Source organism: Amycolatopsis sp. lyj-109, assembly GCF_046548995.1.
In the GTDB taxonomy this organism is placed as follows: Bacteria; Actinomycetota; Actinomycetes; order Mycobacteriales; family Pseudonocardiaceae; genus Amycolatopsis.
In genome coordinates this window covers 223,835-249,816 of record NZ_JAJPWR010000001.1, presented here as the reverse complement: position 1 = coordinate 249,816, position 25,982 = coordinate 223,835, and the positions used below count along the sequence as shown (strand labels likewise).

The window sequence follows — 25,982 nt, the reverse complement described above, 5'->3', positions numbered from 1 at the left end:
ACTTCAGGGGTCCGGGGGCAGAGCCCTCGGCCGGGGTGCGGGGGCTTGGCCCCCGCAGAACACAGCAGCTGACGACGGCTCAGGCGCTGGTCCGCTGGATCCTCGCCCAGCGCTCGGAAACCCTCGACGGGCGCGAAGTTCCGCTGTTCCCCGGCGTGTTCGCGATCTTCGGGCACGGCAACGTCCTCGGCCTCGGCACCGCGCTGGAAGAACACCGCGGCGACATCCCGGTCTGGCGCGGGCATACCGAGCAGGGCATGGCGCTGGCCGCGGTCGGGTACGCGAAGGCCACGCACCGGCGGCAGGTCGGCGTGGTGACGTCGTCGATCGGGCCGGGCGCGCTGAACATGGTCACCGCGGCCGGCGTCGCCCACGCGAACCGGCTGCCGGTGCTGCTGCTGCCGGGCGACACGTTCACCAGCCGGGCGCCGGACCCGGTGCTGCAGCAGATCGAGCCGTTCGGCGACGCGACCGCGACGGTGAACGACGCCTTCCGCGCGGTCTCGCGCTACTTCGACCGGATCACCCGGCCCGAGCAGCTGATCTCGACGTTGCCGCAGGTCGCGCGGGTGCTCACGGACCCGGCCGACGCCGGGCCGGTGACCCTGGCGCTGCCGCAGGACGTCCAGGCCGAGACCTACGACTTCCCGGACGCGCTGTTCGAGCCGGTGACGCACCGGCCGCCGCGCCCGCGTCCGGACCGCCGTTCGGTCACCGAGGCGGCCGGGGTCCTGCGTGCCGCCCGCCGCCCGCTGCTGGTGCTCGGCGGCGGCGTCCGGTACTCCGGTGCCGGGCGGCGCGCGCTGGACTTCGCCGAACGGCACGGCATCCCGATCGTGGAGACGACGGCGGGCCGGACGCTGGTGCCGCACGGGCATCCGCTGCACGCGGGGCCGCTGGGCATCACCGGCTCGACGTCGGCGAACGTCGTCGCGGCGGCCGCCGATGTCGTGCTCGCGGTGGGGACCCGGCTGCAGGACTTCACGACGGCGTCCTGGACGGTCTTCTCCCCGGACGTCCGGCTGGTGTCGCTCAACGCGGCCCGGTTCGACGCGGTGAAGCACGGGGCCCTGTCGGTCGTCGGGGACGCCGACGCAGGCCTGACGGACCTCGCCGCCCAGCTGGAGAGCTGGCGGGTGGCCCCGGAATGGACGTCGCGTGCCGCGGCCGAGCGGGCTTCCTGGGACGCGCACATCGACTCGCTGCGCTCCCCTGCCGCGGAGCTGCCGTCGTACGCGCAGGTCGTCGGGGTGGTCAACGACCTCTCGGCCGGCGACGACTACGTGATGACGGCGTCGGGCGGGCTGCCGGGCGAGCTGATCGGCGGCTGGCGCGGGTCCGGTTCGGTCTCGATGGACGTCGAATACGGGTTTTCCTGCATGGGTTACGAGCTGTCCGGCGCGTGGGGTGCCGCGATCGCCCACCCGGGCCTGGTGACGACGCTGCTGGGCGACGGCTCGTACCTGATGCTGAACTCGGAGCTGTTCTCGGCCGCGTTCGCCGGTCACCCGTTCGTCGCGGTCGTCTGCGACAACGACGGGTACGCGGTGATCGCGCGGCTGCAGGAGGGTCAGGGCGGGAAGCCGTTCAACAACTTCTACGCCGACTGCACGACTTCGCACGCTTCGCCGCCGCGGGTCGACTTCGCACGTCATGCGGAATCGCTGGGATGCGTGGTGTTCACGGCGTCCACAGTGGACTCGCTGCGTTCCGCATATGCTTCGGCGCGCGAAGCGGCGGTCTCGGAGCAGCGTCCGGCGGTCGTCGTGGTGAAGACGCAGCCGTCGAGCTGGACCGAAGCCGGGGCGTGGTGGGAGGTCGGCGTGCCCGAGCACCTGGCCGGGCGAGAGGGGTTCGAGCGCGGAAAGGGTGGTCAGGTGCGATACCTCACGTCCTGACCGCGGGCCCGCGGGGCGCCCCCCGATTTCTACTCTACCCGAGGGCACCGACATTTCCGGCGGCCGCGCGCACTCGCGGCCGCAGCATGAACCCGCTCGGCTTGAGTGTCAGCGACTCGACGATCTTCAGCTCGTAACCCGGGTCGATCTCGACGTCGTAGCGCTGCAGCACCGTGCCGAGGGCCAGCACCGCCTCGTGCAGCGCGAACTGGCGGCCGATGCAGGCGCGCTCGCCCGTCCCGAACGGCTTGTACGCCTGCGCCGGCCGCTTCTTCACCGCGGCGGGCTCGAACCGGTCCGGGTCGAACACCTCAGCATCCGGCCAGACCGCCGGATCGCGGTGCAGGAGCGGCAGGGGCACGATCACCCAGTCACCCTTGCGCATCCGGTACTTCCCGCCGAGCACGACGTCTTCGCGCGCTTCACGGAAATAGCCCGGCGCGGTCGGCCAGAGCCGCAGTGCCTCGTCGAGCACGCGACGTACGTAACGCAGCTTCGCGACGTCGGAGAACGCCGGCTCGCGGTCGCCCCACACCGCGTCGACCTCGGCGCGGGCCTTCGCCAGCAGCTCGGGGTGGCGCGTCAGGTAGTACAACGCGAAGGACAACGCGCCGGAGGTCGTCTCGTGGCCGGCGACGACGAACGTGATCGCCTGGTTGCGGATGTTCACCGGGTCCAGGCGCTCCCCGGTCACCGGGTGGCCTTCGGTGAGCATCAGGCCGAGCAGGTCGCGGCTCGCCTCGCCGTCCTGGCGACGGCTTTCGATGACCTCGTCGACCAGGCCGGTCATCAGCGCGATGTCGGCCTGGTTCTGTTTCCGCGTCCCGGCGATCGCACGCTTGACGAACGGCAGCTTGACGTTCTGCAGCTGCGCGTACCGCAGCGCGCGGATCATCGCCGTGACGAACGGATGCGGCTCGGCGCGCTCGAAGGAGCCGAACCGGTAGCCGAAGCCGGCCCGGCCGATCGTCTCCAGGGTCAGCCGGGTCATGTCGGCGGAGACGTCGACGGGGCCGCTCGCCGCGTCCCACGCCGCCACGAGCTCGCGCGTGACCTCCAGCATGACGGGGTGGTAGCGGCGCATCGCCTCCGCGGAGAACGCCGGCTGCAGGATGTCGTGCGCCAGCCGCCAGTTCGGCTCGTGCGTGTGCGCGGTGAACAGGCCGTCCCCGCCCAGTGCGCGCAGCTTTTCCACGCCGAGGCCGACGTGCTTGCCGAACTTCGCCTCGTCGTTCAGCTCGGTGACCAGGTCGGCGCCGGCGACGAAGACGGCTTCGAAGCCGAAGAACTTGCGCGTGAAGACCGGCCCCAGCCGCTTGCCGAGGCGCACGGTGTCCTGCAGCGGCGTGCCGGGGCTGGACCCGAGCACGTCACCGAGCACCGGCAGGCGGCCCGGCCGGTGCGGAATCCCGCTGGTGTCCACGGCAGCTCCCTATTGAACCCGGATCCAATAAGGCCACGATCCCCCGCTACTGAACCCGTGTCAAGTAAGGTCGGGCCATGCGGACGAGGCTGAGCACGCAGCAGCGGCGCGAGCAGCTCCTCGGGATCGGCGCCGGGTTGTTCGCGAAGCGGCCGTACGACGAGGTGCCGATCGAGGAGGTCGCCGAGATCGCGCAGGTCTCGCGCGGCCTGCTGTACCACTACTTCCCCACCAAGAAGGACTTCTTCGCCGAGATCGTCCGCGGCCAGCGTGACCAGCTGCTCGAGATGAGCGCACCCGACCCGGCGCTGCCCGTCGTCGAGCAGCTGCGGGCCGGGCTCGACGTGTACCTCGAGTTTGCCCGCACGCACCCGGACGGCTACCGGATCGTGCACCGCGCCACCGGCGGTGACGACGACGCGATCCGGGAGATCCGCGAGGCAGGGATGGCCGCGAACGCCGAACGCATCCTCACCGCTCTGGGCGCGCTGACCACGGTCACCGAGACGACCCGGGTGGCCGTCCGCGGCTGGCTGACGTTCGTCGCCACGGTCATCCTCGGCTGGCTCGACCAGCCGACGATCACCCAGGACGAGCTGCGCGACCTCTGCGCCCGGACGCTGTTCGCGGCGGTCGGCGTCACCCCGTGACGGCCGGCGACGCCGCCCCGCCGACCAGCCGCCGCGGTGTGCCGGAGCCGTCCGCCGGGACCGCCCAGACGGCGTTGTCCAGCCCGTACAGGATCGTGCGGTCGTCCTGCCAGAGCGCCTGGTCGTCGGCACTGCGGGTCTCGGCGAGTTCGATCTCCTGCAGCGTCCCGAGGTCCAGGACGGCGAGCCGCCAGGCGCCTTCGGCGACCTTCTTCTTGAAGGCGACCCGCTTGCCGTCCGGCGACAGCGACGGGCATTCGACGTTCTCGCGGAGGGTCTTGCCCCGGTAGCGCCCGTAGTCGGCGTCGACCAGGTACGTCTTGCCCTTGCTGCCGAGGGTGGCGTAGAAGCGGTTGCCGTCGGCGGCGAAGGTGATGCCCCAGTAGTTGGCGTCGTGGGCGAAGTACCGCTTGCCGTCGACGAACACCGGCAGTTCTTCGATCGTCTTGACCAGCCGGCCGGTCTCGACCTCGTAGAGCCCGGCGCGGGTCGAAAAGCCGGTCTGCGCGTAGGAGTCGCCGGTGACGAACAGCGTCCAGTAGACGCGCTTGCCGTCCGGGGAGACGCGCGCGCGGCTCGGGGTGCCGGGCAGGGTCTCGGTGTGGCGGACGGCGAGGTGGTCGTCGAGGACGAGGACGTCCGTGAGCGCCGGAAGCGTGCCGGGCCGGACCGCCAAGCACACCGCGGTCTGCCCCGCCACCGCGAACCGGTCGCACTTCAGGGCGCCGAGCTGCGGTTTTGCCGTAGTTTCGCCGAGCGGGACGGCGCCGATGCGGCCGGTGGCGGTATCGCGGAACAGCAGCTGCCCGGGTGCCAGGGTCAGCGCGGCGGCGGGTTCGGCGTCCGCCGTGCCGTGGCGCGCGCTGACCGTGTAGGCGACGGCGGCGGCGATCAGGAGCGCCGTGCCGGTGAGGGCGAGGACGAGTTTCTTCACGGGCGCACCGGTTTCGCGAAGGCGGCGGCGAGGGCGACGACGGCCAGGCAGACCGCGGCGACGAGCACCGCCGGCCGCAGGTCCCACAGCGTCCACGCCAGTCCGAAGAGGACGGAGGATAGCATCCGGGCCACGGCCTGGCCCGTCTGGACCACGGCCAGCCCGGTGGCGCGCAGGCCGGCCGGGATGAGCGGGCCGGCGGCGGCCATCAGGACGCCGTCGGTGGCCGCGTAGAACACGCCGTGCAGGCCGAGCGCGACCACGGCGAGCCACAGCCCCGCCTGCGGGCCGCAGAGCAACACCAGGGCCAGGCACAGCGCCACGTGCCCGCCCAGGAACACCGGCCAGCGGCCGATGCGGTCGGCGAGCTTCCCGAGCGGCACGGCCAGCAGCAGGTAGACCCCGGCGGTGCCCAGCGGCAGCAGCGGGAAGTACGTCGCCGCGATCTCCCAGCGGCGCTGCAGGACGAGGTAGACGAACGAGTCGCCGACCGTCACCAGGCCCAGCAGGGCGGCCCAGAGCGCCACGCGCCGGAAGTCCTGCTGCTTCAGCAGGCCGAACGCGGCTCGCGCGGACACCGCCGCGCGGTCGACGCTGCCGGGCCGGTCGCGGACGAACAGCGCCAGCAGCAGGACCGCGATGGCCGCGATGCAGAAGCTGGTGACGAACACGCTGGGGTAGCTGCCGAGGCTCAGTGCGAGCACCGCCATCGCCACCAGCGGGCCGAGGAACGCGCCGACGGTGTCCATCGCCCGGTGCACCCCGAACGACCGGCCGAGGGTGGCCGGCTCGCTGCTGAGCGAGATGAGCGCGTCACGCGGGCCGGTGCGCAGCCCCTTGCCGGTGCGGTCGGCGGCGAGCACGACCCCGATGGCCGCGACCGACGAACCGGCCGCCACCAGGCCGAGCTTGCACACCGCGGACAAGCCGTACCCGAACCCGGCGACCGCCTTGAGCCGCCGCCACCGGTCGGCGAGGTGCCCGCCGAGCACCCGCACGACCGCGGTGGCGCCGGCGTAGAGCCCGTCGAGCAGCCCGAACTGCAACGGGTTCAGGCCCAGGCCGAGCACCAGGTAGAGCGGGAGGACGGCGGTGACCATCTCCGACGAGACGTCGGTGACCAGGCTGACCATCCCGAGCGCCACCACGTTGGCGGACACCCGTTTCAGCGCCGGTTTGCGGTCGGTCTCCGACGCCAGGTCCGAGGTACGGCTTGCCGCGATGTACATGCCCGCTCCTACTGGTGGCAGGTGTAGGTCGGGCTGCTGTCGAGGACTTTGCTGTCGACGCCGATCAGCTGCGTCTGGAACGACGTGTCCGTCATCGACAGCTTCAGGACACCGTAGGTCTTCAGCAACTTGGCCGTCGTCGAGTGCGCCGGGCTCAGGTCGTACAGGTTGGCGCCGCCGCTGCCGCCGACGATCTCGACCGGACCTCCTCCGTCGGCCTTGCCGTCGGCGTTCTGCGGCACGAACCGCTCGTAGTCGTGGTCGTGGCCGTTGAGGACGAGGTCGACCTTGTTGGCCACCATCAGTTTCCACAGCTCGATGCTGTCCGGGTTGTCGCCGTGGTCACCGGAGCTCCACCGCGGGTGGTGGTAGTACGCCGCCACGCAGCCCTTGGTGTTGTTCGCGAGGTCCTGCTTCAGCCAGGCCAGTTGCTCGCTCGGGGCGAAGTCGTGGGTGGCGAAGTCGTTGGAGTCCAGGGCGATGAAGTGCCAGTTGCCCAGTTCCCAGCTGTAGTAACGCTTGCCCTGCGGCTTCGCGATGGCGCCGAAGTAGTCGTCGTAGCCCTTGTACGGCGTGTCGTCGTAGGTTTCGTGGTTGCCGGGGATCGGCTTGGTCTTGCTCTTGAACTTGCCCCACGTCGTGTCGTAGTAGGACTTGAAGTCCGAGAGGTGGGCGTCGTCGTACTGGTTGTCGCCCATGGTGATCACGGCCGCGGGGTTCATGTTCTCGACGAGCTTCGCGGTCTTGGGGTGGACGCAGCCGGAGCTGCTCGCGGTGCAGCGCTCGGCGATGTCGCCGGCCGCGGCGAGGACGAATCCGGTGCTCCCGGCCGCGGTCTTGACCGTGATCGGCGTGCTCGCGGGTGAGGCGTTCCCGGCGGCGTCGCGGGCGCGGACCGCGTAGGTGTAGCTCGTGGCCGGGGTGAGCCCGGTGTCGGTGTAGGACGTGGTCGCGCTGGTGGCGACGGCGGTGCCGTTGCGGAGGATGTCGTACCCGGTGACGCCGATGTTGTCGGTGGCGGCGCCCCAGGTCAGCGGCACGCTCGTCGCCGTCGCCGTGCCCGCGGCGAGGCCGGCCGGGGTGGTCGGGGCCTGGGTGTCGCCGGAGGAGTCCGTGCTGCCGAAGACCTGCATCTCCCAGAAGGAGTAGCCGTAGCTCGTGCCGCGGGTGAGGCCGACGAAGCGCACGAAGCGGCCGCGGGCGGCGAGGCCGCCGAGGTCGTCGATCTTGCCGTCGCCGGTGTCGACGGTGGCGGCCGTGGTGAACGACGTGCCGTCGTCGGAGACCTCGATCCGGTACTTCTTCGCGTAGGCGGCTTCCCAGTTGAGGACGACGCGGTGGATGCTCGCGGACTGGCCGAGGTCGATCCGCAGCCACTGCGGGTCGGCGCCTTCGGCGCTGGCCCAGCGGGTGGTGGTACTGCCGTCGACGGCCTTGGCGCCGCCGTAGGACGAGCTTTCGACGGTCGACGTGGCGACGGGTTTTCCCTGCGACAGCAGGGCATCGTCGGCCTCGGTGGTGGCGGCCGCGGCGATCGCGGACGGCAACAGCACCACGGCGGCGATCACCGGGGTGAGTCGGGCTAACGGGCGTAGGCGGGTGGACGGCACGTCGCGCTCCTTGTGGGCCTGGCGGTGGCTGGTGGGCTGCGGCGTCGGGTTGACGGAAGTGCAACTGTTAGGAAAGTTTCCTAACTAATCGAACTCCCGGACTGTAACGAGGGCACGATCCGGCTGACAAGACTTGTCTTGCCCTTGAATCGGTCAAGAGGGTGAGTTTTTCACGATTCCCGCTGCTCGGACCGTGTGCCGATGAGCGGCATACTGCTCCGCGCCACGGGACCGCCGCTTCTCAGCCGCGCTGCGGCGGTGCCTGAAGGCCTTGGAAGACGGCGGCGATCAGCCGCCGTCCCTGAGCCGCGCCGTCGTCGTTGTTCGCCACGCGCCACAGGAAACTCATGAGCATGATGATGTCGGCGGGATCGTGCCCGGGCGCGATGGTGCCCTCGGCCACGCACGCGTCGACGAGCTTCTTGACCGCCGCGGTGGTGGGCGCCCACGAAGCGCTGACCAGCTCCTGGGCGGCGGCGCCGTGCAACGCGTCGCCGAGCCCGTGCTTGATGCGGATGTAGGCGGAGAGGGTCTCGAACCACTCGACGAAGGCGGCCTTCGCGGACGAATGGCGGGCCAGCACGTCGTCGGCGGTGGTCGTCAGCCGTTCGATGTCGTGCTGATAGGCGCCGAGGATGAGGTCTTCGCGCGTCGGGAAGTGCCGGTAGAGGGTCCCCGCGCCGACGCCGGCGCGCTTGGCGACCTCGCTCAGCGGCACCAGCGGATTCTCCGCGAACAGCTCGTGAGCGGCCTCGATGATCGCGACCCGGTTGCGCGCGGCGGCCTTGCGCTGAGTGCCGTACGTCCCGTCGGTCATGCCCCGATCATGCCCCATCGTTGACATGCGGAGAATCCTCCACTAGTTTCGGCATCACATCCGGAGAATCCTCCGCGAGTTGCCCGTCAGGAGAACCCCCATGCGTTACGTGAAGCTCGGCGCCACCGGCCTGGACGTCTCACCCGTCGCGATCGGCGCGATGAGCTACGGCGAGCCCGATCGCGGCCACCCCGTCTGGTCGCTCGGCGAGGAGCAGGCCCGGCCGCTGATCAAGCACGCCCTCGAGGCGGGCATCACCTTCTTCGACACCGCCAACATGTACTCGAACGGGTCGAGCGAGGAGATCCTCGGCCGCGCACTCAAGGACTTCGCCGACCGCGACGACGTCGTGATCGCCACCAAGCTGCGGCACCCGATGCGCCCCGGCCCGAACGGGAAAGGACTGTCCCGCAAGGCGATCATGACCGAGATCGACCACTCACTGCGGCGGCTGGGCGCCGACTACGTCGACCTCTACCAGATCCACCGCAACGACCACGAGACGCCGCTGGAAGAGACTCTCGAAGCACTCAGCGACCTGGTCAAGGCCGGCAAGGTGCGCTACCTCGGTGCGTCGTCGATGTTCGCCTGGGAGTTCGCCAAGGCCCTGCACCTGCAGAAGCAGCACGGCTGGGCCCGGTTCGTGTCCATGCAGGACCACTACAACCTGCTGGCCCGCGAGGAAGAACGCGAGATGATTCCACTGTGCCTGGACGAGGGCGTCGGCACGATCGTCTGGAGCCCCCTGGCCCGCGGCCGCCTGGCCCGCGCTTGGGACGACGCGAAGTCGACGGCCCGCGCCGGCACCGACGGGGCTTACGCGGACCTGCTGTATCCACCGGCGGAGGAGGCGTCGAACCGCGCGATCGTGGAGGCGGTCGGGAAGGTGGCGGCCGCCCACGGAGTGAGCCGCGCGGCCATCGCCCTCGCCTGGCTGCACCGCCAGCCGGTCGTCACGGCTCCGCTGGTCGGGGCCGGTTCGATTCAGCAGATCGACGACGCGATTGCTTCTCTGGACGTCACATTGACCGACGAAGACGTGCGCACGCTCACCGCGCCGTACACGCCGCGGTACGACTGGCAGGGCGTCTCGGACGAGGCGACCATGACGGCCATCCGGGCCCGCGTCCCGGGCATGGCGCTGACGTGACGGTTTCCTTGTGGCGCAACGGAAACCGGCCAGGGAAGATCACCCGATCCAGCGATGGCGTTCGCACAGATGTTCGGTAGCTTGGAGTACATGACTCCTCCTACCCACGCCGTCACCTTCCGGCGAAGACCTTCACCGCAGCAATTACCTTCACCGCAACAGTTTCCGGATCTCGGTCACCGCGGCCCGGCCCGCCCGGTTGGCCCCGACGGTGCTCGCCGAGGGCCCGTACCCCACCAGGTGCAGGCGCGGCTCGAGCACCACCCGCGTGCCGTCCATGCGAATGCCCCCACCGGTTTCGCGGACGTGCAGCGGAGCGAGATGGTCGATCGCCGCACGGAACCCGGTGGCCCACAGGATCACGTCGGCGTCGAACCGTTCGCCGTCCGGCCAGACGACACCGCCGGGCGTGATCCGCTCGAACATCGGCCGCCGGTCGAGAATCCCGGCAGCCCGGGCGGCCCGCACCTCCGGCGTCACCGCCAGATCGGTCACGCTGACAACGCTTTCGGGCGGCAGGCCGGCCCGGACCCGGTCGTCGACCTTGGCGACGGCACTGCGTCCCCAGTCCTCGCTGAACGGCTCGTCGCGCCACACGGGCGGCCGGCGCGTCACCCAGGCCGTCGCGCGGGCGAGCGGGGCGAACTCCATGAGCAGCTGAACGGCGGACGCCCCACCGCCGACCACGACGACACGCCGGCCGCGGAAGTCCTCGGGCCCGGTGTAGTCGGCGGTGTGCAGCTGCCGTCCGGCAAAGGTCTCCTGGCCGGGATAGCGCGGCCAGAAGGGCCGGTCCCAGGTCCCGGTGGCATTGATGACGGCCCGCGCAGCCCAGGACTCGGCGGGGCTCGAGACGACCAGCCGCTCCCCCGCCCGCGTCACGGACTGGACGTCGACGGGCCGGAGAACGGGAAGGTCATAGACGCTTTCGAAGCGTGCGAAGTATTCGGAGACGACTTCGGAGGCGGGACGCGTCACGTCCGGAGTGCCGAAAGCCATCCCGGGAAGGTCGTGAATGCCATGAACCTTCCCCAGCACCAGCGACGACCACCGGTACTGCCAGGCACCCCCGGCCCGCTTCCCGTGGTCCAGCACGACAAACCCGCTCCGGTTGGCAAACCCGGCCCGCCGCAGGTGATAGGCAGCAGACAACCCAGCCTGCCCGGCCCCGATGACCACAACGTCCGTTTCGTGATCCGCGCCGCTCATATGAGGTGCAACGAAAAAGGTGGCGGCGTATTTCGCGCCCTTCATCACAGCGGCCCAGCCGCGGTAGCGTCGCGGCCCGGTCGCGGCCCCAGTCGCGGCCCAGTCGGGGTCGCGGCCAGTCGGGGTCGCGGCCCCAGTCGCGGTCGCCGCCCGGTCGGGGTCGCGCCGCGGCAGCCTCTCCGCTCGCCCCTCACCGCGCTGCGACCAGCAACCCCGGCCCACCCGCGCCCCAAGCCACTTCCTCGCCGCGCTGCGACCAGCCGTCCACCACCCCGGGCAGCGCATCGCACCTACCTCGCCACGGGCCGCCCGCACACCGCAACCCGGCCGTGAACAGCCTCGGCGCACCGCCCGAACTCGCGTCCACGAGCCGCACCCCGGCCCCCGGAACGCCGCTCCCTACACCGCGACCCGGTTCCGGCCGGCCTCCTTGGCCCGATACAGCGCCGCATCAGCGGTGCGGAGAACATCATCGAGGGTCGACCCGGCGTCCGGATGCCGCGCGACCCCGATCGACACCGAAAGACCACTCACCCGGACCGTCCCCGCACTCGTCGAAATCACCACGTTCAGCTCGCCCACCGCCACCCGCACCCGCTCGGCGATCGCCAGCACGTCCGCGCGGCCGATGCCCGGCAGCAGCACCACGAACTCTTCACCGCCGAACCGGCCCACCGTGTCGCCCTGACGCACCGAACCGGAAATCGCCACGGCGACCGCGGCCAGCACGTCGTCGCCGGTCAAGTGCCCGTACGTGTCGTTGATCCGTTTGAAGTGGTCCAGGTCGATCATCAGCACCGCGAAACCCCCGCCGGCGCCGCGGCGCTGGGCGCGGGTGTGCTCACGCATCGCCGATTCGTGCCAGCCGGCGGTGTTGAGCAGGCCGGTCTTCTCGTCCGTGACGGCCGCGACCTGTAGTTGCTGCTTCAACAGCAAATAGCGGTGCAGCAGCAACAACGGCGCCACGACGAACACCACCAGCACCGGCTGCTCGACGAGCGCAAGGGCAGCGAGCCCGCCCAGGCAGAGGGTCGCCAGCTCGAACGCGTTGTCCTCCCACGTGCCGATCAGGTCGGCCGCCGAGCGCTGGCTGGTGTAGAGGTAGATGCCGGCCGCCACGAGGCCAATGTTCACCAGTTCGAACACGGCGGCCGCCAGGCACAGCGCGAACAACCCGGGCGGCGTCTGCAACGGCGTCCCGTGCAACCCCAGCACCGCGAGAACGGAGGAAGCAGCGAAACACGAGAGCATCGCCCAAGCCGTGCTCGCCACGAAACGGTGCGCGGGGCGCGTACGGACCTGACGCCACACGCGCACCCACAGATGCGTGTAGAGCACGAGGGCCAGCAGCGCCACCCACGCGGGCGGCAGCAGGACGACACCGGCGAGGTACCAGACGGACGTGACGTTGATGTGCGTCTGGCCGCTCATCCACCGGCGCAACCGCTCGATCCGGCGCGACATCTCGGCCTGCGCCACCCCCAGGGCGACGAGCACGGCGAACCACCCCGGGCGCACGGGCCCGCCGAACCCGGTGGCCAGCGCCGTCCCGGTCGCGACGACGGCGAGCAGTTCACAGCCGAGGGCATAGGCGATCCAGCGGGTCTTCGCCCCGCCCCACATCGCCCATCGCGCAGGCCAGCCCGGCCAGGTGGAAAGCGCTTCCCGGCGCACGGCGGCCTGCGCTCTCAAGAGCCGAGGCCACAGACGTGACGAACCGGCATCGTGACGTACCCCTTGCGCGAAGTTCGGCCGACCAGGTAGCCCAGCGTAGCCGTTCCGGCGACCCGCGTCGCCAGTCCGGGGGAATTGCGACCGAGGCACCTGGCCGAAGACCCGCGCAGGGTAGATCGACGCAGCTCAGCGACCCACGGACGGATCACCACCGGGGACACGCCGAGCCGAGCGGCTACTTGCGCAGCGCGCGGACGATCGCCACCAGACCGACCACCGCGGCGATGGCGACCAGCACCGGGACCACTCGCTTGAGCACCGACTGTCCCGCGTAGTCGAGCAGGTCGATCGCCTCGGTCTCCGGAGGCGCCGGAACGCTGTGCAGCGTCGGCCGGTCCGCAGGCTTGGCCTTCGGCTCAGTGTTGATCTCCGGGGTGGTCGGCGCCGCCTTGACCGTCGGCTGGGGCTTGGCCGTCGGCTGAGGCTTGGCCGGCTGGGGCTTGGCCACCGGTGCGCCCTGATCCGGCACCGGCTTCACGGCAGGCTCGGCCACTGGTGCGGCGGCGGCCGCCGCCGCGGTCCCCGGCGCCGAGGCGGTGCCAACCGGGGCACCCTTCGCCGCAGTCCCCTGTTCCGGGGCGTTGCCAGCCGCGCCAGCCTTCGCAGCGGCCCCCTGCGCCGGCGCGGTCCCGGCCGAAGTCGCCGCCGCGGCGTTGGCGGCCGGAGCAGCCTGTGCCGGGGCGTCCCCGGCCGGAGCGGCCTGCGTGGCCGTCCCCTGGGCGTCCGCCCCGTCCGCCGGGGCCAGCTTTCCCGACAAACACCCCGCGAACGTGTCCAGGATCTTGCCGCCCACCTCGCTGATCAACCCGCGGCCGAACTGGGCCGGCTTGCCCGTGATCGCCAGGTCCGTCGCCACCGATCCGTGGGTGCCGCCGTCCGTTTCCGTCAACGTCAGCGTCACCGTTGCCGCCGCCGTCCCCGCTCCGCGGGAGTCCTTGCCCGATGCCTTGATCGTCACCTTGCGGGCAGCTTCGTCCTTCTCGAGAAACTCGCCATTGCCCTTGTACAGCAAGGAAATCGGCCCCAGCTTGACCTTCACCGTCCCACTGAACTTGTCCCCTTCGACCTTGGTCAGCGCGGCGCCCGGCATGCACGGGGCGACGCGCTCGGGGTCGACGACCGCCTGCCAGACCTCGCCGATCGGAGCCGGGACGGTGAATTCGTGGTCGAGCCGCACGGGCCGACCTCCTCTCTGCCAGTCCTGAGGTGTCCGGTGCCCACCCTAGCCGCCACCGGGGTGGCGGCCAGGGGGACGAACGGACGTCTCAGGCTCCGGCCGCCGCCGCGATCGCGCGACCCGTCAGCACCTGCGCGAGGTGACGGCGGTATTCGACGTCGGCGTTGCTGTCGACCGGCGGATTCGTGCCTTCCGCCGCGTGCGAAGCCGCCGCCGCGATCGCGTCCGCCGAGGCCTGGACGCCGACCAGGGCCGCCTCGACGCCCGATGCCCGGACCGGGGTCGAGCCCATGTTCGTCAGGGCGACCCGAGCCTCCTCGATGACCCCCGCTTCGGTACGAACAGTGACCGCGACCGCCACCATCGACCACGCCTGGGCGACGCGGTTGAACTTCTCGTAGTGCGCCCGCCACCCCGTGTGCTTGGGCACGCGGATCTCGACCAGCAGCTCGTCCGGCGCCAGCGCGGTGGTGAACAGGTCGCGGAAGAAGTCCGCGGCCGGCACCGTCCGGCGTCCTGAAGGCCCGGCCACCACCAGCGATGCCTCCAGCGCGAGCACCGGCGCCAGCAGGTCGCCGGCCGGGTCGGCGTGGGCGATCGCGCCGCCGAGGGTGCCGCGGTGGCGGATCTGCGGGTCGGCCACCGTGTCCGTCGCCTTTTTGAGCAACGCCGCGTGCTCGGCCACCAAGGCGTCCCGCTGGACGTCGTAGTGCGTCGTCATCGCGCCGATCGCCAGCTCATCGCCCTCCTCGCGGACGCCGCGCAGTTCGGCGACGCGTCCGAGGTCGATCAGCGTGGTCGGCGCGGCGAGCCGCATCCGCAGCACCGGCAGCAGGCTCTGCCCGCCGGCCAGTACCTTGGCGTCCTCGCCCGCCGCCGCCAGCGCCTGCACCGCTTCGTCCACTGTGGACGGGCGGACGTAGTCGAAGGAAGCCGGGATCACTGCGCACCTCCGGTGGCGTCGATGGAACCGAGCCCGCCGCCCGCTTCGCCGCGGCCGGGGCCGCCCGCGTCGGTGGTGCCGTGCTGGATGGCGTGCCAGACCCGCATCGGGGTCAGCGGCATCTCGATGTCGTCGACGCCGAACTGCCGCACGGCGTCGATCACCGCGTTGACCACCGCCGGGGTGGACGCGATCGTGCCCGCCTCGCCGACGCCCTTGGCGCCGAGCGGGTTCGTCGTCGACGGCGTTTCGGTGCGGTCGGTGGTGAACGACGGCAGGTCGGCCGCCGACGGCAGCAGGTAGTCGGCGAACGTGCCGGTCGTCAGCGTGCCGCTTTCGTCGTGCTCGGTGCCCTCGAACAGCGCCTGCGCGATGCCCTGCGCGAGCCCGCCGTGCACCTGGCCCTCGACGATCAGCGGGTTCACCGCGACGCCGACGTCGTCGACGCAGACGTACGAGCGCAACTTGATCCGGCCCGTCTCGGTGTCCACTTCGGCCGCGCACAGGTGCGTGCCGTGCGGGAACGAGAAGTTCTCCGGGTCGAACGTCGCGTCCGAGTCGAGCGACGGCTCGACGCCGTCGGGCAGGTTGTGCGCCGCGAACACCGCGAGCGCGACGTCCCCGATGCCGGTCGACGTGTCGGTGCCCTTCACCGTGAACTTGCCGCCGGCGAACTCGAGGTCGTCCTCGGCGCATTCGAGCAGGTGGGCCGCGATCGGCTTGGCCTTCGCGATCACCTTCTCCGCGGCCTTGACGACGGCGATGCCGCCGACGACCAGCGACCGCGAGCCGTAGGTGTCCATGCCCTTGTGCGACGACTGCGTGTCGCCGTGGATGATCTCGACGTCCTCGAACGCGACGCCGAGCTGGTCGGCGACGATCTGGCTCCACGCCGTCTCGTGGCCCTGGCCGTGCGCGGACGCGCCGGTGATGACCTCGACCTTGCCGGTGGGCAGCATCCGGATCGCCGCGTGCTCCCAGCCGCCGGCTCCGTAGTCCAGCGAGCCGAGCACCCGCGACGGCGCGAGCCCGCACATCTCGGTGAACGTCGAAATGCCGATGCCGAGCTGGACCTTGTCCTTCGACGCGCGGCGCTTCTCCTGCTCGGCGCGCAGGCCGTCGTAGTCGAAGAGCTGCTTGGCCTTCTCGGTGGCGGCCTCGTAGTTGCCGGAGTCGTAGGTCAGCCCGCACACGGTCGTGAACGGGAACTCCTCGTGCTTGATCCAGTTCTTCTCGCGCAGCTCCAACGGGTCCACGCCGAGCTCGACGGCGAGCTCGTCCATGATCCGCTCGATCGCGAACGTCGCCTCCGGGCGGCCGGCGCCGCGGTAGGCGTCGGTCAGCGTCGTCGTCGTGTACACGTTGGTGCACGCGAAGTGGTACGCCGGGATCTTGTAGATCGCGTTGAACATGAACGCGCCGAGGATCGGCACGCCGGGGCCGACGAGGCCGTTGTACGCGCCGAGGTTGGCGAGCAGCTCGACCTTGAGGCCGGTCACCTGGCCGTCGCGGGTCGCCGAGATGGTGATGTCCTGGATCTGGTCGCGGCCGTGGTGGGCGGCGAGCATCGTCTCCGATCGCGTCTCGTTCCACTTGACCGGCTTGCCGAGCTTCTGCGCGACCAGCAGCGACATCATCTCTTCCGGCAGCACGCCGATCTTGCCGCCGAAGCCGCCGCCGACGTCCGGGGCGATCACGCGCAGCTTGTGCTCGGGGATGCCAAGCGTCAGCGCCGACATCACGCGCAGGATGTGCGGGATCTGCGTGGCCGACCACATGGTGATCTGCGTGCCCGTCGGGTCGACGACGCAGGCGCGCGGCTCCATGAAGGCCGGAACGAGCCGCTGCTGGCGGAAGCGGCGCTTGAGCACGACCTCCGACGAGCTGATCGCGTCCTCGACGTTGCCGCCGGTGCCGGCCTCGGCGGAGTCGAACTTCCAGACCGCGCTCGTGTTGGTGCCGAGGTCCTCGTGGACCAGCGCGGCGCCGTCGGCGATGGCGGCTTCCATGTCGAGGACGACCGGCAGCTCGTCGTAGTCGACGTCGATTTCCTCGAGCGCGTCGTGCGCTTCGGCCGACGAGCGCGCGACGACGACCGCGACGCCTTCACCGGCGAAGTTGACCGTGCCGGCGGCGAGCACCGGGCGGCGTGGCGCCTTCATGTCCGGCGTGATCGGCCACGCGCAGGGCATGCCGACCGAGCTGTCCGGGTCGAGGTCCTCGGCCGTGTACACCGCGATGACGCCCGGCGCGGTCTTCGCCGCCGACGTGTCGATCGAGACGATCTTGGCGTGCGCGAAGGGGCTGCGCAGGACGGCCATGTGCAGCAGGCCCGGCAGCGTGATGTTGTCGGTCCAGCGGGTGCGGCCGGTGATCAGCCGCTCGTCCTCCTTGCGGCGGCGGGACTTGCCGACCTCCGGTTCGATCGTGGCGGTCATCAGTCACCACCCACGCCGACGTGCTTGTTCTCGGCGATCCGCTCGGCTTCGGGCCCGGCGCCGGGGCTCATCTGCTTCGCGGCGTCGCGGACCGCGCGGACGATGTTCTGGTAGCCGGTGCAGCGGCAGAGGTTGCCTTCGAGGCCCTCGCGGACGGCCTGCTCGTCCGGGTCGGGGTTGTCGGCCAGCAGGTCGATCGACTGCATGATCATCCCCGGCGTGCAGAACCCGCACTGCAGGGCGTGGTTGTCGTGAAAAGCCTGCTGCACCGGGTGCAGCTTGCCGTCGCGGGCGAGGCCTTCGACGGTGGTGACTTCGCAGCCGTCGGCCTGTACGGCCAGTACGGAGCAGGATTTCACGCTGTGCCCGTCGAGGTGGACGGTGCAGGCGCCGCAGTTGCTGGTGTCGCAGCCGACGACGGTGCCGACCTTGCCGAGCCGCTCTCGCAGGTGGTGCACGAGGAGGGTGCGGGGTTCGACTTCGTCGGTGTACTTCGTCCCGTCGACGGTGACGGTGATGCGCATCAGGCCTCCAAAAGCCGGTTCGGGAACGGCCTGCCCGACAGTGATCGGGCTCACAAACCCGAGCGTGCTACGCGACCTTCGCGCCGACAAGCCCTGATGTCACACGTTCAACTACCTGTTCCGCAGATACGCGCCGATCCACCCCACAACTCCTCATGTGCGGAAGTCCGGACGGGTGAACTTTGTGGACCAGCCGGCGTACTCAGCCGTGAATACGTCCCGAAAGCTCGGCCAGGCGCTTGCCGCCGCCTCCCCAGCGCAGCGCGATGATCTCCGCCGCGATCGACACGGCCGTCTCCTCCGGTGTGCGTGCACCGAGGTCGAGGCCGATCGGCGACGACAGCCGTTCCAGCTCCGCCTCGGTGATCCCGGCCTCGCGCAGCCGCGCGAACCGGTCGTCGTGCGTCTTGCGGGACCCCATCGCGCCGACGTACCCGACTTCCAGGCGCAGCGCGACCTCGAGCAGCGGCACGTCGAACTTCGGGTCGTGGGTGAGCACCGCGATCGCGGTGCGCTGGTCGACGCGGCCGGCGTCGGCTTCCGCCTGCAGGTAGCGGTGCGGCCAGTCGACGACGACGTCGTGCGCGTCCGGGAAGCGGCTGGTGGTGGCGAACACGGGACGCGCGTCGCACACCGTGACCTGGTAGCCGAGGTAGGCGCCCATGCGGGCCATCGCGGCGGCGAAGTCGATCGCGCCGAAGACCAGCAGCCGGGGCGGCGGCTCGAAGGAGTTGACGAACACCGCCATGCCTTCGCCGCGGCGCTGCCCGTCCGGGCCGTAGTGCAGGGTGCCGGTGCGGCCGCTGGCCAGCAGGCCGCGCGCGTCGTCGGCCACGGCGTCGTCCATCCGCGACGACCCGAGCGAGCCCGCGGTGCGGTCCGGCCACACGATCATGTGCTCGCCGACCAGGCCTTCGCGTTCGTGCTCGATGACCGTGACGACCGCGACCGGCTCGCCGCCGCGCACCGACGCGACGACGTCGCCGAGCTCCGGCATCGACTCGCGGTCGACGTGCTCGACGTAGATGTCGATGATCCCGCCGCAGGTCAGGCCGACCGCGAAGGCGTCGTCGTCGGTGACGCCGTAGCGCTGCAGCACCGGCTTGCGCTCGGCGACGACCTCTTGCGCGAGCTCGTAGACCGCGCCTTCCACGCAGCCGCCGGACACGCTGCCGGCGACGGTGCCGTCCGGGGCGACGACCATCGCGGCGCCGGGCGCGCGCGGCGCCGACGAGAAGGTGGCGACCACGGTGCCGAGCCCGACGGTTTCGCCGGCGGACCAGCGGCGGAACACGTCGTCCAGTACGTCACGCATCGGAAATCTCCCCGAGCAGTTGTTCCAAAGTGGCCAGGGTATGCCCGGCCAGCAGCCGGTCGATGTGGGGCAGCGCGGCCACGATGCCCGACTGGACCGGAGCGTAGCCCGCACGGCCGGCGTGCGGATTCACCCAGAATACGGCGTGCGCGAGCCGGCGCAGGTGCGAGAGCTGCTCGCCGAGCAGACCGGTGTCACCGCGTTCCCAGCCGTCGGAGAACACGGTCACGACGGCGCGGCGCGCCACCCCGCGCCGGCCCCAGCGGTCGAGGAACGCCTGGAGTGTCTCGCCGAGCCGGGTCCCGCCGGCGAAGTCCGGCACCGCCGAGCCCGCCGCGAGCATGGCGCGTTCCGGGTCGCGCTGCCGCAGCTGGCGCGACACCCGGGTCAGCCGCGTGCCGAGCGTGAACACCTCGACGGACAGCGGCGAGGCCCGCGTCAGGACGTGGGCGAACCGCAGCAGGGCGTCGGCGTACGGGCTCATCGAACCCGAGACGTCGATGAGCAGCACCACCCGCCGCGGCCTGCTGCCCCGGCGGGCGTGGACGAGTTTGCGGGGTTCGCCGCCGCTGGCCAGCATGGCCCGCAGCGTGCGCGACGGATCGAGACGGCCGCGGCGGGACGGCGTCCGCCGGGCGGCCGGGCGCCGCGGGAGCGCGGGCTTCAGGGTGGCCAGCAGCTCACGGAGGTGTTCGCGTTCGGCGGTGGTGAGCTCGGCGAGGTCGCGATGACGCAGGACTTCGTGCGCGCTGGCGGCGACTTTCAGCTGGTCGTGGCCCTCCCCGCCCTCTCCGTCCCCGCCTTCGGGCGCCCGCAGTGGGGCGATCCTGGCCTTCTTGGGTGCGGCCGAGGTCGCGCGGCGCGGCGCGGTGGTCTCGATCGAGAACCACTGGCTGAAGGCCTCTTCGTAGCACGGGAGGTCGTCGGGGCTGGAGCAGAGTGTCAGCCGCCCGGCCCAGTACAGCTGCGTGGGCTCGGCGACGTCGATCTCGGCCACGGCGGTGAGGTACGCCTGCACACGGTGCGCGTCGCAGGCGACACCGGCTTCGCGCAACGCGGCGGCGAAACCGGCGTACCCCGCTACCGGATCGGAGACCGTGGTCATGTCTCCATTGTGCGCTCGTTTTCGAATGTGCACTGCGGTGTCCCGGCGAGGAGTCGAACCTCGGACCTCGGCGTTCGTAGCGCCGCGCTCTGTCCAACTGAGCTACCGAGACAGGGCGGTCTGCGCACGCACCCCTCCCCGGGCAGGCGCGCAGACCGCGCTCTTCGCCGCGGCCGACCCAAGGTAGCGGCGGGTGGGCGCGAAGAGCTCTTCGGAAAGAAAAGGAATTTCAGCGAACGACGCGGGAGATCGCGCCGCAGGGGTTCCGGTCTTGCCGTCGGGTCACGATCTCCTCCTCTCGGTGTGGCGTGCTGTGCTGAAAGAAATGATGCCTCAGTCCGCCGGGGGCGGCAACGCAATTAAAAAACGCCCGACTCGTCGGTCCTTTGTGGACCTCCGAGGCGGGCGCCGGGTGCAGCGGTCAGGCGGCGGCCTTGAAGCCGGGCTGGATGTTCGCGCAGCCGCGCAGCCCCGCCGTCTTGTTGAGCTCCAGCAGCGGCGGAAGCGTCTTCTGCGTGTACGCCTTGAGTTCCGCGAGCTTCGCGTCGTCGACCAGGTCACGCCGGACGTGGTAGCTGACCCAGTTGCGCGAGTCGACGGTCAGGTTGCCGATCGGCGGGTTGACGAAGATCGTCTCGTATTCGCTCTCGAACCGCGGGTCCTTGTCGAACCCCAGCGTGGTGATCCACGAACCGATGAACGTGATCAGCTCGGGCTTCTCCTGGTTGAAGACGTAGTTGCGGACGCCCGTCACGTCGGACTCGTGCAGGTAGTCGGCGACCTGCTTGTCGCCGAGGCCGGCCAGGTCGAGCACCCGGATACGGCTGCCCAGCGAGGTCCCGCCGAGGTCGATCAGGCCGACCTGGGCGGAGTCTGGCAGCTTCAGGATGTCCGCGAGACCGTTGATGGTCCGGGCGTCGCGCTCGGCGACGATGCAGAACGCGGTCTTGACGTTGGCACGGTAGGACTTGCCCTGGTCGTAGAGCCCGCTCACCGAGCTGACCAGCGCCACCACCAGCAGGCAGGCGAGCACGATCCGGCCGCGCAGCCGGGCCGCGGCCAGCGCCTCGACCACCACGATCGCGCCGCCGAACGCACCGAGCGTCCAGACCGGGGTGGCGAACCGCAGCTGCCCCATCCAGTCGAACTCGAGCACGATGTAGGCGACCACGGTGAGCCCGAACGGCACCATCAGGGCGATCAGGCCGGTGCGCAGGCGCGACGGCCGGACCAGCAGCACCACCAGGCACGCGACCGCGACGGCGACGACCAGCCAGCCCACGTAGGAGACGATGTCGCCGGGGCGGGCGAGGTCCTCGATCGTCGGCGGCTCCTGTCCCTTCGCGACGGCGGTGTTCGGGACCAGGCGGCCGAACTCGAACCAGCGGAACACCATGTACGCGCCGTACGGCACGGCGAAGCCGGCGACGGAGAGGACGACCGCGCGGACGCTGCGGCCGAGCAGCTCCCGCTTGAGGAACAGCAGGACGGCGATTGGGTAGGCACCGGCGTAGATGATGCCGTCGGGCCGGGTCAGCGCGGCCAGCATCGAGATCAGCCCGGTGCCGATGGCGATCTGGGTGTCGAGGAGCCGGCCGCTGTGGACCGCCCGCACGATCACCACCGCGATCGCGGCGACCGTGAGGGCGTAGAAGGAGTTCTCCAGCCCGGAGAAGCACCAGATGACGAAGGACGGGATCGCGGCGAGCGCGGCCCCGGCGACGAACGTGATCAGGGCCGGGCGGCGGCTGAGCACCTTCGCGCCGAAATAGAAGAGCACGAGGATGGCGGCGCAGCAGAGCAGCGCGAGCGCCTTCGGGAACAGGATCTGGTCGTTGACGCCGAAGAGCGTCCCGTGGTCGAAGAGACCGACGAGCTTGCCGAGGGCGATCAGGACCATCCAGGTCGGGTTGGAGTACCCCTCGACCGGCGCGGCGCCGGGCTGCAGGACCGGCCCGAAGCCGTCGGCCAGGTTGCGCGAGTAGGCGAATGTGATGGCCGAGTCGTCGATCAGCCAGTGGCCGTAGAAGGTGGCGTGCACGGCGATCAGCACGGTGCCGCCGAGCACCGCAGCCACCGCGGCGAGCCTCCCCCGCCAGCCGCGCTGCTGCGCGGTCGCCGGCCCGGCCGGCCCCGGCCGGTCCGGCTCCGCTTCGGACGGCGGTCTCGTATCCGTCGTCTCCGCCACGCTCATCCGCTGGTTCTCCCTCGCTTCGACCCGGCCCCCGACCGGGTGGTTCAGGCGAACAAGGCGTCGAGCTTTGCCCTGACCCGGTCGAGGTCTTCGCTGTATTTCAGGACGGCTCCGAGCGTGCGTGCCGCTGTCGCCGCGTCCAGCTCGTCACGCTGAAGAGTTAATAGAGCCCGCCCCCAATCGAGGGACTCCGCTACTCCCGGTGGTTTCAGCAAATCCATTTCACGGAGCCGATGCACCGCTTCAGCGATTTGCCGAGCCAGAGCTGCACTTACCCGCGGGATCCTACGGCGCAGGATCTCGACCTCCCGCACCAGGTCCGGGTGTTCGAGCCAGTGGTAGAGGCAACGGCGTTTGAGGGCGTCGTGCACCTCGCGTGTCCGGTTCGAGGTGAGGATCACCAACGGGGGATGCTCGGCGCGGACTTCGCCGTACTCGGGGATGGTGACGGCGTGCTCGTCGAGCAGCTGCAGGAGGAAGGCTTCGAACTCGTCGTCGGCGCGGTCGATCTCGTCGATGAGCAGGACGCACGGGGCACTGATCAGGGCCTGCAGGAGCGGCCGGGCCAGCAGGAACCGCTCGGTGTAGAGCGAGCGCTCCGCGGCCTCGACGTCGAGCTGGCCGCCGCCGGCCGCCTCGAGCGCGCGCAGGTGCAGGAGCTGGCGGGGGAAGTCCCACTCGTAGAGGGCCTGGGCGGCGTCGATGCCTTCGTGGCACTGGAGGCGGATGAGCGGCCGATCCAGCGCGGTGGCCAGGGCCAGGGCGAGTGACGTCTTGCCGGTGCCGGGCTCGCCCTCGCAGAACAGCGGGCGACCCATCCGCAGGGCGAGGAAGCCGGCGGTCGCCAGCCCGTCATCGGCGAGGTAACCGGTCGCATCGAGCGCGGCCGCGAGGTCTTCGGGCGAGTCCGTCACGCTGTCGATCGTAGGTGTTCAGGCGGGGCCCGCCAGATCACCGGGGCGGTCGACGTCCCGGCCGCTGCCGAGGTCACCGCACTCGATCAAGGTGAGGTCCGCGCGGGTGGCGAGCCAGTCCCGGGCACCGCGGTCGCCGAGAGCGGTCCGGGCGATCTCGCCCCACCAGCGGCGACCGAGCAGCACGGGGTGGCCGGGCACGCCGTCGTAGGCCGCGCGGGCGACGGTTTCGGGGGTGGCCTGGGCGATGACCCGGGCGAGGATGCCGGGGCCGACCCACGGCAGGTCGACGAGGTGGACCAGCGCGGCGACGGGTTGATCGGGTTGTTCGGTCGTTTCGAGGGAGGCCAGGCCGGCGCGGAGGGAGGCACCCATGCCGGTCGCCCAGTCTTCGGCCGAGACGGCCAGGCCGGGGTCGGGCAGGAGGGCTCGGACCTGGTCGGCGGCGGCACCGACGACGACCCGCACGGGCGCGCACCCGGCGGCGGTGAGCGTGCGGAGGGCGCGGAGGACGAGCGGTTCCCCGTCGAGCTGGGCGAGGGCCTTCGGCCCGCCGAAGCGACGGCCGGCACCGGCGGCGAGCAGGAGCCCGGCGACCGGCCGAGGGCTGGTCATGAGAAAGCCGCGGCCGCGGCTGCGGTCGGGACGGCCACCGGCTCGGCGCGAAACAGCGACTCGACCGGCAGCGCAGAGCGCCGCTCAGCCACGGGCGCGATCCGGGGCTCCGATGGCCAGGTCCGCTTCGATGGCCCGGGCCGTCTCCAGCAGCGGGGGGACCAGGTCCTTCCGCACCGACTCCGCCGTGGTGCGGCTTGCGTGGGTCGACAGGTTGACCGCCGCCACCACGCGGCCCGTGCGGTCCCGGATCGGGGCCGCCACCGAACGGAGGCCTTCCTCCAGCTCCTGGTCCACCATGGCCCAGCCTTGGTCGGCCACCTTGGCCAGCTCCGTGCGCAGGTGGCCGGGCGTCGTCACCGTGTGGTCCGTCAGGCGGTCCAACCTTGCCGTCAGGAAATACGCCTCCCGCTCCTGCTCGCCGAGCCCCGCGAGGAGGATGTGGCCCATCGATGTCGCGTACGCCGGGAAGCGGGTGCCCACGTTGATGCTCACCGTCATGATCCGGGAGACCGCCACCCGGGCCACGTAGACGATGTCGGTGCCCTCCAGCACCGAAACCGAGCTCGACTCGTGCACCCGCGCGGACAGGTGCTCCAGGTGCGGCTGGGCCACCTCCGGCAGCGTCATGCTCGACAGGTACGCGTAGCCCAGCTCCAGGACCCGGGCCGTCAGCGAGAAGTACTTGCCGTCGGTGCGGACGTAGCCCAGGTCGGCCAGGGTGAGGAGGAATCTTCTCGCCGCCGCGCGGGTGAGGCCCGTTGCGCGGGCCACGTCGCTCAAGGTCAGTTCGGACGCGCCCGCGTGGAATGCCTTGATCACGGCGAGCCCGCGCTCCAGCGACTGCACGTGGTGGGCACCGCGGTGCGCCGGTTCGCTGTCCAGCCGGACGTCGAACGGCGGCCTCGTCACGTCCATGCCCGGCACCCTATCCGGCGTCCCTCGGCACGGCGCTCGGCTCGCCGAGCTCGGCCAGGGTGCGCTGGGCGATGGCGAACGCCGCGTTCGCCGCCGGTGCCCCCGCGTAGACCGCCGTGTGCAGCAGGACCTCGCTGATCTCCGCCGCGGTCAGGCCGTTGCGGACCGCCGCCCGGACGTGCATCGCCAGCTCGTTGTGCGCCTGCAGGGCCGTGAGCGCCGCCAGCGTCACGCAGCTGCGCGTGCGGCGGTCCAGGCCGTCGCGGGCCCACACCGATCCCCACGCGCCCTCGGTGATGTAGTCCTGGAACGGGCGGCTGAAGTCCGTGGTGCCCGCGACCGCGCGGTCGACGTGCTCGTCGCCGAGTACCTCGCGCCGCACCTTCATGCCCTGCTCGTGGCGGTCCGTCACGCTCGCTCCAAGTGGTCCAGGATCAGCCGGGCGAACTCCGCCGGCTGCTCGTAATTGCCCAGATGCGCGGCGTCGGCCACGATCTTCAGCCGCGCGCCCGGGATGCCCTCGGCGATCGGCCGCGCGTGGTCGCCCGGCGCGGTGGCCGGGTCGTCCGCGCCCGCGACGACCAGCGTGGGCGCGGTGATCTTCGGGAGCAGCTCCAGCAGGTCCATCCGCTCGATCGCACCGCAGCAGGCCGCGTAGCCCTCGGCCGGGACCGCCGCGATCATCGCACGGAGGAACTCGGCCCGGTCCGGGTGACGCTCGAGGTACCCCGGCGTCAGCCAGCGGCTCACGCCCGCCTCGGCCACCGCCGCGGTGCCCTCGGCACGGACCGTGCGGGCCCGGTCGGCCCACATCGACGGCGGGCCGAGCTTCGCGGACGTGCAGCACAGCACCAGGCTCGCGATCCGGTCCGGCGCGTGGATGCCGAGCCACATCCCCGTCATGCCGCCGAGCGACAGGCCGACGTGGTGCGCGCGCTCGACGCCGAGTTCGTCGAGGAGCGCCAGGACGTCGGCGCCCAGGTCTTCGAGCTCGTAGGGACCCGGCGGGACCGGCGACGCGCCGTGCCCGCGCGTGTCGTACCGGACCACCCGGAAGCCGCGCTCCACCAGGGGCGCGACCTGGGGTTCCCACATCCGCAGGTCGCTGCCGAGCGACCCGCCGGCCACGACCACCGGCCCGTCGCCGGGTCCGTCCTCGACCCGGTGCAGCCTCACGGCGCTCAT

General features: G+C 71.2%; 22 protein-coding genes and 1 tRNA gene. 3 read left to right on the top strand and 20 right to left on the bottom strand.

Going from position 1 to position 25,982, the window contains the following annotated elements; all coding sequences use genetic code 11:
* Positions 1–35: 35 nt before the first annotated feature.
* Positions 36–1,898, top strand: coding sequence for a 3D-(3,5/4)-trihydroxycyclohexane-1,2-dione acylhydrolase (decyclizing) (iolD, locus tag ACLJQF_RS01120; protein WP_410606295.1), 1,863 nt, complete (start codon positions 36–38; stop codon positions 1,896–1,898).
* Positions 1,899–1,932: 34 nt separating this feature from the next.
* Here iolD and ACLJQF_RS01115 read toward each other — a convergent pair whose 3' ends face one another.
* Positions 1,933–3,321: a cytochrome P450 gene (locus tag ACLJQF_RS01115; protein ID WP_410606294.1), complete on the bottom strand. Its 1,389-nt coding sequence runs from the start codon at positions 3,319–3,321 to the stop codon at positions 1,933–1,935.
* A gap of 77 nt (positions 3,322–3,398) precedes the next feature.
* Between ACLJQF_RS01115 and ACLJQF_RS01110 the strand changes: the two genes are divergently transcribed.
* Positions 3,399–3,971, top strand: coding sequence for a TetR/AcrR family transcriptional regulator (locus ACLJQF_RS01110; RefSeq protein ID WP_410606293.1), 573 nt, complete (start codon positions 3,399–3,401; stop codon positions 3,969–3,971).
* Here ACLJQF_RS01110 and ACLJQF_RS01105 read toward each other — a convergent pair.
* From ACLJQF_RS01105 to ACLJQF_RS01090, 4 genes are all read right to left on the bottom strand, one after another.
* Positions 3,961–4,905, bottom strand: coding sequence for a TolB family protein (locus ACLJQF_RS01105; RefSeq protein ID WP_410606292.1), 945 nt, complete (start codon positions 4,903–4,905; stop codon positions 3,961–3,963). The genes ACLJQF_RS01110 and ACLJQF_RS01105 overlap by 11 nt on opposite strands.
* Positions 4,902–6,134, bottom strand: coding sequence for an MFS transporter (locus ACLJQF_RS01100; protein WP_410606291.1), 1,233 nt, complete (start codon positions 6,132–6,134; stop codon positions 4,902–4,904). Before ACLJQF_RS01100 ends, ACLJQF_RS01105 begins: the two co-directional genes overlap by 4 nt.
* Before the next feature lie 8 nt (positions 6,135–6,142).
* Positions 6,143–7,702 carry a discoidin domain-containing protein gene (locus ACLJQF_RS01095; protein ID WP_410606800.1) on the bottom strand — a complete coding sequence of 520 codons (1,560 nt, stop codon included), beginning with the start codon at positions 7,700–7,702 and terminating at the stop codon, positions 6,143–6,145.
* Positions 7,703–7,985: 283 nt separating this feature from the next.
* Positions 7,986–8,561: a TetR/AcrR family transcriptional regulator gene (locus ACLJQF_RS01090; protein WP_410606290.1), complete on the bottom strand. Its 576-nt coding sequence runs from the start codon at positions 8,559–8,561 to the stop codon at positions 7,986–7,988.
* A 100-nt stretch (positions 8,562–8,661) separates the two neighbouring features.
* On the opposite strand from ACLJQF_RS01090, the gene ACLJQF_RS01085 reads away from it, so the two are divergent.
* On the top strand, positions 8,662–9,711 hold the full coding sequence (locus ACLJQF_RS01085) for an aldo/keto reductase (protein ID WP_410606289.1): 1,050 nt from the start codon (positions 8,662–8,664) through the stop codon (positions 9,709–9,711).
* A 150-nt stretch (positions 9,712–9,861) separates the two neighbouring features.
* Here ACLJQF_RS01085 and ACLJQF_RS01080 read toward each other — a convergent pair whose 3' ends face one another.
* The 15 genes from ACLJQF_RS01080 to pcaD all read right to left on the bottom strand — a co-directional run bounded on the left by ACLJQF_RS01080 (position 9,862) and on the right by pcaD (position 25,982).
* Positions 9,862–10,920, bottom strand: a complete 1,059-nt coding sequence (locus ACLJQF_RS01080) for an NAD(P)-binding domain-containing protein (protein WP_410606799.1) — start codon at positions 10,918–10,920, stop codon at positions 9,862–9,864.
* 399 nt (positions 10,921–11,319) lie between these two features.
* Complete coding sequence (locus tag ACLJQF_RS01075) at positions 11,320–12,543, bottom strand: diguanylate cyclase (protein WP_410606798.1); 1,224 nt, start codon at positions 12,541–12,543, stop codon at positions 11,320–11,322.
* A gap of 286 nt (positions 12,544–12,829) precedes the next feature.
* On the bottom strand, positions 12,830–13,831 hold the full coding sequence (locus ACLJQF_RS01070; RefSeq protein WP_410606288.1) for an SRPBCC domain-containing protein: 1,002 nt from the start codon (positions 13,829–13,831) through the stop codon (positions 12,830–12,832).
* An 88-nt stretch (positions 13,832–13,919) separates the two neighbouring features.
* Positions 13,920–14,774, bottom strand: a complete 855-nt coding sequence (locus ACLJQF_RS01065; RefSeq protein WP_410606287.1) for an FAD binding domain-containing protein — start codon at positions 14,772–14,774, stop codon at positions 13,920–13,922.
* Complete coding sequence (locus tag ACLJQF_RS01060) at positions 14,771–17,212, bottom strand: xanthine dehydrogenase family protein molybdopterin-binding subunit (RefSeq protein ID WP_410606286.1); 2,442 nt, start codon at positions 17,210–17,212, stop codon at positions 14,771–14,773. Before ACLJQF_RS01060 ends, ACLJQF_RS01065 begins: the two co-directional genes overlap by 4 nt.
* The gene (locus ACLJQF_RS01055; protein ID WP_410606285.1) at positions 17,212–17,736 is read right to left on the bottom strand and encodes a (2Fe-2S)-binding protein; all 525 of its coding nucleotides are present in this window, start codon (positions 17,734–17,736) and stop codon (positions 17,212–17,214) included. The genes ACLJQF_RS01060 and ACLJQF_RS01055 overlap by 1 nt, the downstream gene beginning before the upstream one ends.
* Before the next feature lie 202 nt (positions 17,737–17,938).
* The gene (locus ACLJQF_RS01050) at positions 17,939–19,051 is read right to left on the bottom strand and encodes an XdhC family protein (RefSeq protein ID WP_410606284.1); all 1,113 of its coding nucleotides are present in this window, start codon (positions 19,049–19,051) and stop codon (positions 17,939–17,941) included.
* Positions 19,044–20,156, bottom strand: coding sequence for a vWA domain-containing protein (locus tag ACLJQF_RS01045; protein WP_410606283.1), 1,113 nt, complete (start codon positions 20,154–20,156; stop codon positions 19,044–19,046). Before ACLJQF_RS01045 ends, ACLJQF_RS01050 begins: the two co-directional genes overlap by 8 nt.
* A 38-nt stretch (positions 20,157–20,194) precedes the next feature.
* Positions 20,195–20,268 (bottom strand) — tRNA-Arg (locus ACLJQF_RS01040).
* Positions 20,269–20,577: 309 nt separating this feature from the next.
* On the bottom strand, positions 20,578–22,350 hold the full coding sequence (locus tag ACLJQF_RS01035) for a hypothetical protein (protein WP_410606282.1): 1,773 nt from the start codon (positions 22,348–22,350) through the stop codon (positions 20,578–20,580).
* 44 nt (positions 22,351–22,394) lie between these two features.
* Positions 22,395–23,264: an AAA family ATPase gene (locus ACLJQF_RS01030; RefSeq protein WP_410606281.1), complete on the bottom strand. Its 870-nt coding sequence runs from the start codon at positions 23,262–23,264 to the stop codon at positions 22,395–22,397.
* A gap of 18 nt (positions 23,265–23,282) precedes the next feature.
* The gene (locus ACLJQF_RS01025; RefSeq protein WP_410606280.1) at positions 23,283–23,879 is read right to left on the bottom strand and encodes an NTP transferase domain-containing protein; all 597 of its coding nucleotides are present in this window, start codon (positions 23,877–23,879) and stop codon (positions 23,283–23,285) included.
* An 84-nt stretch (positions 23,880–23,963) separates the two neighbouring features.
* The gene (locus ACLJQF_RS01020) at positions 23,964–24,797 is read right to left on the bottom strand and encodes an IclR family transcriptional regulator C-terminal domain-containing protein (RefSeq protein ID WP_410606279.1); all 834 of its coding nucleotides are present in this window, start codon (positions 24,795–24,797) and stop codon (positions 23,964–23,966) included.
* Positions 24,798–24,807: 10 nt separating this feature from the next.
* A complete protein-coding gene (gene pcaC, locus ACLJQF_RS01015) occupies positions 24,808–25,209 on the bottom strand; it encodes a 4-carboxymuconolactone decarboxylase (protein ID WP_410606278.1) in 402 nt (133 codons plus the stop codon).
* A complete protein-coding gene (gene pcaD / locus ACLJQF_RS01010; RefSeq protein WP_410606277.1) occupies positions 25,206–25,982 on the bottom strand; it encodes a 3-oxoadipate enol-lactonase in 777 nt (258 codons plus the stop codon). Before pcaD ends, pcaC begins: the two co-directional genes overlap by 4 nt.

Excerpts from the sequence above, each read along its gene's own strand:
- ACLJQF_RS01110 (WP_410606293.1), top strand. The coding sequence starts at position 3,399 with ATGCGGACGAGGCTGAGCACGCAGCAGCGGCGCGAGCAGCTCCTCGGG.
- ACLJQF_RS01100 (WP_410606291.1), bottom strand. The coding sequence starts at position 6,134 with ATGTACATCGCGGCAAGCCGTACCTCGGACCTGGCGTCGGAGACCGAC.
- ACLJQF_RS01090 (WP_410606290.1), bottom strand. The coding sequence starts at position 8,561 with ATGACCGACGGGACGTACGGCACTCAGCGCAAGGCCGCCGCGCGCAAC.
- ACLJQF_RS01085 (WP_410606289.1), top strand. The coding sequence starts at position 8,662 with ATGCGTTACGTGAAGCTCGGCGCCACCGGCCTGGACGTCTCACCCGTC.
- ACLJQF_RS01080 (WP_410606799.1), bottom strand. The coding sequence starts at position 10,920 with ATGAGCGGCGCGGATCACGAAACGGACGTTGTGGTCATCGGGGCCGGG.
- ACLJQF_RS01075 (WP_410606798.1), bottom strand. The coding sequence starts at position 12,543 with ATGTGGGGCGGGGCGAAGACCCGCTGGATCGCCTATGCCCTCGGCTGT.
- ACLJQF_RS01060 (WP_410606286.1), bottom strand. The coding sequence starts at position 17,212 with ATGACCGCCACGATCGAACCGGAGGTCGGCAAGTCCCGCCGCCGCAAG.
- ACLJQF_RS01055 (WP_410606285.1), bottom strand. The coding sequence starts at position 17,736 with ATGCGCATCACCGTCACCGTCGACGGGACGAAGTACACCGACGAAGTC.
- ACLJQF_RS01050 (WP_410606284.1), bottom strand. The coding sequence starts at position 19,051 with ATGCGTGACGTACTGGACGACGTGTTCCGCCGCTGGTCCGCCGGCGAA.
- ACLJQF_RS01045 (WP_410606283.1), bottom strand. The coding sequence starts at position 20,156 with ATGACCACGGTCTCCGATCCGGTAGCGGGGTACGCCGGTTTCGCCGCC.
- ACLJQF_RS01035 (WP_410606282.1), bottom strand. The coding sequence starts at position 22,350 with ATGAGCGTGGCGGAGACGACGGATACGAGACCGCCGTCCGAAGCGGAG.
- ACLJQF_RS01025 (WP_410606280.1), bottom strand. The coding sequence starts at position 23,879 with ATGACCAGCCCTCGGCCGGTCGCCGGGCTCCTGCTCGCCGCCGGTGCC.
- ACLJQF_RS01020 (WP_410606279.1), bottom strand. The coding sequence starts at position 24,797 with ATGGACGTGACGAGGCCGCCGTTCGACGTCCGGCTGGACAGCGAACCG.
- pcaD (WP_410606277.1), bottom strand. The coding sequence starts at position 25,982 with ATGAGCGCCGTGAGGCTGCACCGGGTCGAGGACGGACCCGGCGACGGG.